The organism is Variovorax sp. P1_H12_2 (assembly GCF_056405335.1).
This window is the reverse complement of sequence record NZ_JBFUCI010000344.1, coordinates 1-7,103: the sequence shown is the minus strand read 5'-3', so window position 1 is coordinate 7,103 and position 7,103 is coordinate 1. Positions and strand designations below refer to the sequence as shown.

Annotated in this window: 6 protein-coding genes and 1 pseudogene; 2 read left to right on the top strand and 5 right to left on the bottom strand. The window is 64.1% G+C overall.

The features are described 5' to 3' along the window. Positions 1–441: 441 nt before the first annotated feature. The 5 genes and pseudogenes from AC1D2K_RS26305 to AC1D2K_RS26285 form a co-directional block, all read right to left on the bottom strand. Positions 442–1,047: pseudogene (locus AC1D2K_RS26305) on the bottom strand (IS91 family transposase); the annotation flags it as partial. A 162-nt stretch (positions 1,048–1,209) separates the two neighbouring features. Then, positions 1,210–2,436 carry an MFS transporter gene (locus AC1D2K_RS26300; RefSeq protein ID WP_478092237.1) on the bottom strand — a complete coding sequence of 409 codons (1,227 nt, stop codon included), beginning with the start codon at positions 2,434–2,436 and terminating at the stop codon, positions 1,210–1,212. A 588-nt stretch (positions 2,437–3,024) separates the two neighbouring features. After that, the gene (locus AC1D2K_RS26295) at positions 3,025–4,092 is read right to left on the bottom strand and encodes a tripartite tricarboxylate transporter substrate-binding protein (RefSeq protein WP_478092235.1); all 1,068 of its coding nucleotides are present in this window, start codon (positions 4,090–4,092) and stop codon (positions 3,025–3,027) included. Then, on the bottom strand, positions 4,074–4,844 hold the full coding sequence (gene cnbZ, locus AC1D2K_RS26290; protein WP_478092233.1) for a 2-amino-5-chloromuconate deaminase CnbZ: 771 nt from the start codon (positions 4,842–4,844) through the stop codon (positions 4,074–4,076). Before cnbZ ends, AC1D2K_RS26295 begins: the two co-directional genes overlap by 19 nt. A gap of 84 nt (positions 4,845–4,928) precedes the next feature. Then, positions 4,929–5,360: a MarR family winged helix-turn-helix transcriptional regulator gene (locus AC1D2K_RS26285; protein ID WP_478092231.1), complete on the bottom strand. Its 432-nt coding sequence runs from the start codon at positions 5,358–5,360 to the stop codon at positions 4,929–4,931. Between the two features lie 342 nt (positions 5,361–5,702). Between AC1D2K_RS26285 and AC1D2K_RS26280 the strand changes: the two genes are divergently transcribed. Together AC1D2K_RS26280 and AC1D2K_RS26275 are read left to right on the top strand one after the other, a co-directional pair. Further along, positions 5,703–6,497 carry an SDR family oxidoreductase gene (locus AC1D2K_RS26280; RefSeq protein ID WP_478092229.1) on the top strand — a complete coding sequence of 265 codons (795 nt, stop codon included), beginning with the start codon at positions 5,703–5,705 and terminating at the stop codon, positions 6,495–6,497. 91 nt (positions 6,498–6,588) lie between these two features. Then, positions 6,589–7,103 (top strand): efflux RND transporter periplasmic adaptor subunit (locus AC1D2K_RS26275; RefSeq protein ID WP_478092228.1); only part of this gene is annotated, 515 nt, incomplete at its 3' end.

The following is a 7,103-nucleotide window of genomic DNA, read 5'->3' as shown; positions in this document are numbered from 1 at the left end:
GGTCAAGCTCACTGACAGTGAAGTGACATTCGACCCATTCGGCAAGGCGGGTTCCGTGATGGAAGTGGACCTAGCGCGGCGGGAAGGAACTTCACTGCGAGATGCGGCCGATATGCTACGCGCTTCCGACGCAATGGCAAGATGATCGGCCTCCCGCCGATCTAGCGGCGTTTTGGTGCGCCGCTGACCGCTTATATCCTTACCGGAGATCACGCTCTCTGAAGGTGATGACCGTAGCCAACGCAATTGAACAGGGCCGCGAAGCCATGGCGCGTCGGGCGTGGGCGCGCGCCTACCGCGCGTTCGTGAGGGCTGATCGGACGTGTCCCCTCGACCCGCAGGATTTGGCGCATCTGGCCGTCGCGGCCTACATGCTGGGCCGCAACGACGATCACCTGGAGTGCATGAAGCGGGCAACCTTCTCCTGCCCACACTGCGGCCCAGCACATGCAGCAGGAAGCGCCGCATGAATTCATCGGCATCGAGCGTCATCGTCTTCGAGCGTGTGCGGCCCTTGGCCCGGCAGTCCTTCCAACGGAAGGTGACGCGGCGATCGTCAAGAGAGATCAGCCGGCTGTTGGAGATTGCGACCCTGTGCGTGTAGTGCGAGAGATAGGCCAGCACCGCCTCGGGGCCGGCGAAGGGTCGCTTGGCGTAGACCACCCATTCGCACTTGCGCAGCGGTGCGAGCCACTCGGCGAACGCCTTCGCGTTGACCAGTGCGGCGTACTCGCCGAAGAATTGCAGCCGACCGGCTCGGTGTGCGTCCTGGAGTTCTTCAAGGAAGCGCCGCCGGAACAGGCGCGACAGCACACGCACCGGCAAGAAGAACCCCGGCCGACAGGCGATCCAGCGTTCGCCGTCGGGCGCTACTCCGCCGCCCGGAACAATCCCATGCACATGCGGGTGATGCGTCAGCGCCGATCCCCACGTGTGCAGGACCAGGGTAGCGCCGATGCTTGCGCCAAGATGCTTCGAGTCAGCCGCGATGGTCGCCAAGGTCTCGGCGGCCATGTCGAACAGCAAGGAATAGATCGTGGCCTTGTTGTCGCGATACCAAGTGAAACCAGGAGATCCAAGACGTGCCGCCCACCCGGCGCACTGGGCGGATTTGATGGGGGGTGCTGGCGACCTTCTCCGCGGTCATTCAACGCTCGCATTGATGAGCGATCGCCGCATCACAAGCTTCTCATGCGCGCCGGCAGGCAACTAGCCGATACCTCCGGCGAGACGAGCCGATTCCGGCAAGGACTTAAGCCGAAGCATCGCCAGCACGCCGAGAGCTGGACCTGGGGCCAGAAACGCAAACACCCACCGCCATCCAAAGGCATCTGCGATCAATGGGATCAGCCAGATCGTCACGATCGTGAGGATGAACCCAACGGCAAGCTGCAGTGTCAACGCTGTTCCTACATAAGATTGATCGGCAAGCTCGGTGACCATCGCCGAAAACTGCGCAGAGTCGGCCACGACGGTAAAGCCCCACACCAAGCCGACGATGAGCAGCAGCCACGGGGATGAGCCGAACAGCAACCCGATCAGAATGCAGCAGCTCCCGGATACAGCCATCATCAGCGCGGTCGTTCTGGTCCTGCCCCAGCGATCTCCCAGGATACCGCCTACCCAACAGCCCAATGCCCCAACGGCAATGACCGCGAATGTCGCGAAGGCGGCAGCCGAGCCCACAGTCTTCCCTCGAGCTACCAGCGCCTCGGAGAAGAACGGCATGAACCACGCATACATGGCAAACAGCTCCCACATGTGGCCAAAGTAACCGAAGGAAGCCAGCCGGACGCCGCGGTTGGCAAATACGCGCCACACCTGCTTGGGATCGAATGTCGCCGTCGGGAAAGGAGAGGGACCTTCCTTCACTGCGAACTCTGCAATCAAACCACCAATCAGCGTCAAAGCGGAGGTCATGTAGATCACAAAGCGCCAATCCAGCCCACCGAGCCCATTGATAAGATGAGGCGTCGCTTGTCCCAAGACAATCGCACCAACGAGGATGCCGAGCGCGACTCCGCGGCCTCTCCGGAACCATGTGGCCATCAGCTTGAGGGCTGGGGGATACACGCCCGCCAGGAAGAAACCTGTTGCGAAGCGAAGCGCGATTCCGATGTCGCCTGCGCCAGCGAGCTCCAAGAGCCCGTTCGCGGTGGCAGCACCGATCGATCCGCCAAGGACTACATGCTTCGGCGGGACGATGTCGGAGAGATTCAGGAAGCTCGAGACCAGCGCGCCGCATACGAAGCCGAGTTGAACGGCGATGGTCAGCCATGCGGCGGCGTTGGCGGAAAGCGCCCACTCTTGCCGCAGTTGGGGGATCACCGCGGAGGCCGAGAACCACGTTGTCATCGACAAAACCAGAGTCAGTGCGAGCAGCGCCAACATTTGCCAGCGACCGGCACCCTCCTCCTCTGRCCCGTTCGAATTCATCGTCGTGCTCTAACCCGATTGTGTGGATCAGTGGGACTCTTGGGCAGCACCCAGGGCGTTCTTGATGTTATGCATGGCGGTTCCTCGCTATTTGTTGACCGCCGGAGGGCATTCTTACGGGAGCCGTTCCCTTCGAGCGAGAGCCTATCGCAAGCACCGTAGCACCGAAAGTAGCCAAATGGGACATGCTCCACCCGTAGCGCCTGCTGTGCCGGCAGTGCGGATTCATCGGCAGCATCTTCGCTTCGACGCCGGTTGCCTATGTTTGCGAGGGCGCGGACAGAAGGAGCATGCTTGATTTTCCAGTCGGCAGGCTGCGCCTCTGTGCGCAGCCATCCGGTGCGTCGACTCCCGGTGGACAGCAAATTTGCCTGTGTGGCTTCATCATCACCGGACCATGCGATTCCAGGTCAAGTTTTGTCGTGAACGGGGATCACTTCAACGGGGTGATTCACACGTGGTTGCCGCGCGACTGAGCCAGTGACAGACACAGCGCCGGCCGGGGCGCTCCAGGCGCGCAGCGTTTCAGCTGATTTCTTTCCCCGGAGGTTGGCTACAGCTCGACCGGACGATCCACTTGGGATGGCTCTATTGCTTGGACCAACCCGAGGCCGCGACGATCGGCTCCCATAGTTTTGTCTCGGCGGCAATGCGTTCGCTCAACTGAGCCGGGGTCGAAGCCTTGGGCTCGAACACAAGGCCGGCCATGCGCTGCTGCACCTTGGGAGCGGCAAGCGCCTTGCCGAGCACTTGGTTGAGGTGTTCGACTGCAGCTTTGGGGGTGCCGGCCGGCGCGAACATGCCAACCCAGAAGTCGACCTGCATCGGATAGCCCAGTTCAGCGGCCGTGGGCACATCAGGGAGGATGGATGAGCGCCGCTGTCCGACCATCGCGATGACTTTGAGCTTGCCGGCGCGATCGAACTCCAGGAAGTCGCCGAGCGCCGTGATGYCTGCAGTCAGGTGTCYGCCCGCGAGGTCCTGCACCATCGGCACCGAGCCGCGAAATGGCACTGTGGCCAGCGGCACACCCTGACGCTTGGCGAGCGCATCTATCTGGAACTGCGGCTTGCTGCCGGCGGCCGAGACGCCGATGTTTCCCGCCTTGGGATCGGCCTTCGCCGCGGCCAGAAGGCCCGGCAGGTCCTTGATGCCGCTGGCCTGGCTTACCGCCAGAGCACCTGCGTAGTTGGCGACCAGCCCGATCGGCGCGAAGTCGTTTGCGACATTGAAGCCTGGATGGGCGAGCGTCAGCGGGATGATCACCGCCGTGTGGTCGGGCGCGATCATCAGCGTGCGGCCATCGGGCGCAGCACGCTTGAGCGCCTGGGCTGCGAGTTGGCCGCCGGCGCCGGTCTGGTTCTCCACCGTCACCGGCACGCCCAGTTCTTCGCGCATCTGCTCCGCCACCTGGCGCGCCACGACGTCGATGGTGCCGCCGGCCGGAAAGCCCACCAGGATGCGGATCGGCCCGGTGGGAAACGGGTCTGCCGCCCAGGCAGGAGAAGTGGCGGCAGCGATGGCGAGAGCGGTGAGGCCGAGGATCTGACGTCGAATGAGGTTGAAGACTTTCATCGAATACTCCTGATGGGGAATGGAAGGGCGGGTGCCTGAGCGGGTGGCAAACTTCGCAAGAGCTAGGCCGCCAGCAAACATTCGCGCGAGACGCTGCGCGCGTCGATTTCGATCTCGAGTTCCTTGATGGGTGGACGCACCCAGTGCCAGCCCAGTCCGCCGGCCAGAGCGCCGCGCTCGGCGAGTTCACACTGCATGGCGTGGTGCAGGTCGTGAACGGTGTAGAGGCGTGTGTCGGCCACGTCGGCCCAGTCGACGCCCATCAGCGCGAAGCGCGACTCGAGGTCGCCGATGGCGAAGCGCAGCTTGTCGATCAGCGCCTCCGCCGAGGTCTCGCCGAGGCGAACAATGTTGTCGCGGTAGCCGGGGCGGTCCGGGCACTCGGCGGCTCCGGAGGTCACGAAGTCCCGTGTCCTGGCTGACGCCGGTGCACGCAGCGTGTAGCTGAATGCATGGAAGCTGGGCTCGCGCGGAGCATCGACGGCTGGCACCAGATTGCATCGCGCCACGGGATTGATGTCGTCCTTGAAGAGCCCCCACTCGGCCAGCGGTCCGACGTAGGCACGGTTGAAGGCGATGAATCTCGGCTCGTCCATCGGTGCAGGCGAGCGCAGCTCGCAGGCGCACAGCGCCGTCAGCGGGCGCCCCAGAGAGGTCAGGTGGGACCGGATGCGGGCGAAGCCCTCGGCCAGCGCCACCGGCCGCCGAAACCGCGCGCGCTCGATGAGGTGCCCGTCATCAGCGATCACCGCCGCCGAATACTGGAAGCCGCCGGCGAGGTAGTGGTAGTTGCCGGCCGGAAACGCGATGGTCTGGATCATGAGTTTCAACACTTATTAACTACGTATTCGTAGTATTAAATGGCTGGACCCCCACAGTGCATATAGGGATAACCCTAGCGCGATTCAGCCGGCGGGCTATCCGCCGAATCCCAGCATCTTGCGCAACAGCGCTATGAGCTGGTTTCGCTCGGACGCGCTGAGCCGACTCGCAAGGGCATCGCGGTATTCGATCGCCTTGGCCGTGGAGTTCAGCAGCGCCTGCTGGCCTTCGTCTGTGAGGGAGAGGCAGAAGCTGCGCGCATCGACGCTCGATCGCTCGCGGTGAAGCAAGCCCTTTGACACGGTTCGCTGCACCAGATCGCTGCAGGTGTTCAGGTCCAATCCGATGTCCTGTGCCACTTCACTCTGCGATGCGCCGGGGCGCTGGTCGACTGCGACCAGCAACGCAAGTTGGCGTGAAGTCAGTGCGGTGCCGTAAATCTGCGGAAACAGAGCGTCCGCTTCGAAATGTGCCCGGCGCAGGAGATGGGGCAAATGATTCAGCAGCTTGAAGTTTGAATTCGCCATTGCGGAGTGCCGTCAGGTTGAAAGCTTGCCGCGTGCCTACGTGCAGCAAATGATGTCAAGGAAGGAACCCTTCCGCGGCGTGGGCGATTGTGCTTGAAGCGCACCACGGCCGATGACCGATCGCCCCGCCCCCCTCACTCGGCCGCCGGCCGGCTACGCCGATTGGCTGGCCGCGCCACACTTGACGGCGGCGCGAGGTTTCATCGARTTGCGGCACCAGGTCCGTGGCCGTTGCAAGAGGGCACGACAACAGTTGCGAGTCAACCGGTGCCGGGCGAGGTCCGCGAGCGCACAATGCGCAGCTTGCAACCCGCGGTGATCGCCGTGCCAAGGAGCGCGTCCATGAGCAATGACAGCCGATCCGTTCTTGTTACGGGCGCGAGCGGCGGTATCGGACGCGCCGTCTGCGCCCGGCTGGCGCAATCGGGGCGTGCGCTGGTGCTTGCGGCTCGCGATGAAGGCAGGCTGCTTGCGCTTTGCGATGAGCTGAGGTCGGTTCGCCCAGGCCGCTACGAAGCCATCCCAGTGGAGATGGGTGACGACGTCGCCGTCGCCGCCTTCGGTGAGCGGCTCGTCGACCAGGGTATCGTGCTCGATGGCGTTGTATTGATGCCGCCGCAGATGACTCCGACGAACGATTGCCTGCCGCCCAACGACACCTGGCGCACGCTGTTCCAGCGCAGCTTCATCGGCCCCTTGGGGCTTCTGAAGGCGGTTATCCCTGCGATGAAACCCGAGCCGGCCCAGGGCCAGCGCGTCAAGGTAGTGATCATCTCGGCCGTCACGTCGGTGCAAGCTCTCGGGAACTATGCGACGAGCAACGTTCTGCGCTGTGCCTGGCTGGCCGAGGCCAAGACGCTCGCGTTCGCCTTGGGCGAGCGTGGCATCCACATCAACACCTTGTCACTCGGCGGCACGCTGACGCCCGACTACACAGCCTCGGTGCAACGGCGCGCCGATCGGGCGGGCGTCAGCCTCGCTGAGCGCCTGGCCGACGAGACCTCGAACATTCCGCTGGCCAAATACGGCAGGCCGGAAGAAGTTGCCGTGGTCGTTGAGCAACTGCTCGGTGCATTCTCGGATCACATGACCGGCGCGAACTTGCTGCACGACGGCGGATTCACCCGCGCGTACTGAGGGGAAGCCGAGGACAGGGTCGCCGCAATCCCCGTGGCGGTCGGACGCGGGGCATGAGATAGTGAATCGTTCTGCACTCTCTTGACCCAGCATGCGCTTGCAGCGGAAAACCGTCATCGTCATCGGCCTTGCCGTGTTGACGGTGCTGGTGGTCGTGTGGTGGCAGTGGCCCGTGCGCGTGGAAGTTGCACTGCCCACGCGCGGCCCCGCCATCGAGGCGGTGTATGCCACCGGCACCGTCGAGCCGACCGTGATGGTGCCAGTGGCGCCGCGCGTCGGCGGTCGGCTGGTGGCGATCGACGCTCAAGAAGGCGAGAAGGTCAAACGCGGGCAGATGCTGGCGCGCATCGAGTCGATTGACCTCGATCAGACCGTCGAGGAGATGCGCGCGCGCGAACAGCTGGCGCGGGCCCAGTTCGAGCGCACACGAGTTCTGGTGGCGAAGAGCTTCGTCGCCCCGGCCGAGCTCGACCGCACGCGTAGCGAGCTGCATGCCGCGCAAGCAGCGGCCAGGCGGGCCGAGGCGCAGCGCGACTACAACCAGCTCGTGGCCCCGGCCGACGGCGTGATACTGCGCCGCGATGGCGAAGCCGGCCAGTTCGTGCC

What these genes read in the sequence shown, in the direction of transcription:
- AC1D2K_RS26285 (WP_478092231.1), bottom strand. Translation starts at nt 5,360, where the DNA reads ATGGCGAATTCAAACTTCAAGCTGCTGAATCATTTGCCCCATCTCCTG.
- AC1D2K_RS26280 (WP_478092229.1), top strand. Translation starts at nt 5,703, where the DNA reads ATGAGCAATGACAGCCGATCCGTTCTTGTTACGGGCGCGAGCGGCGGT.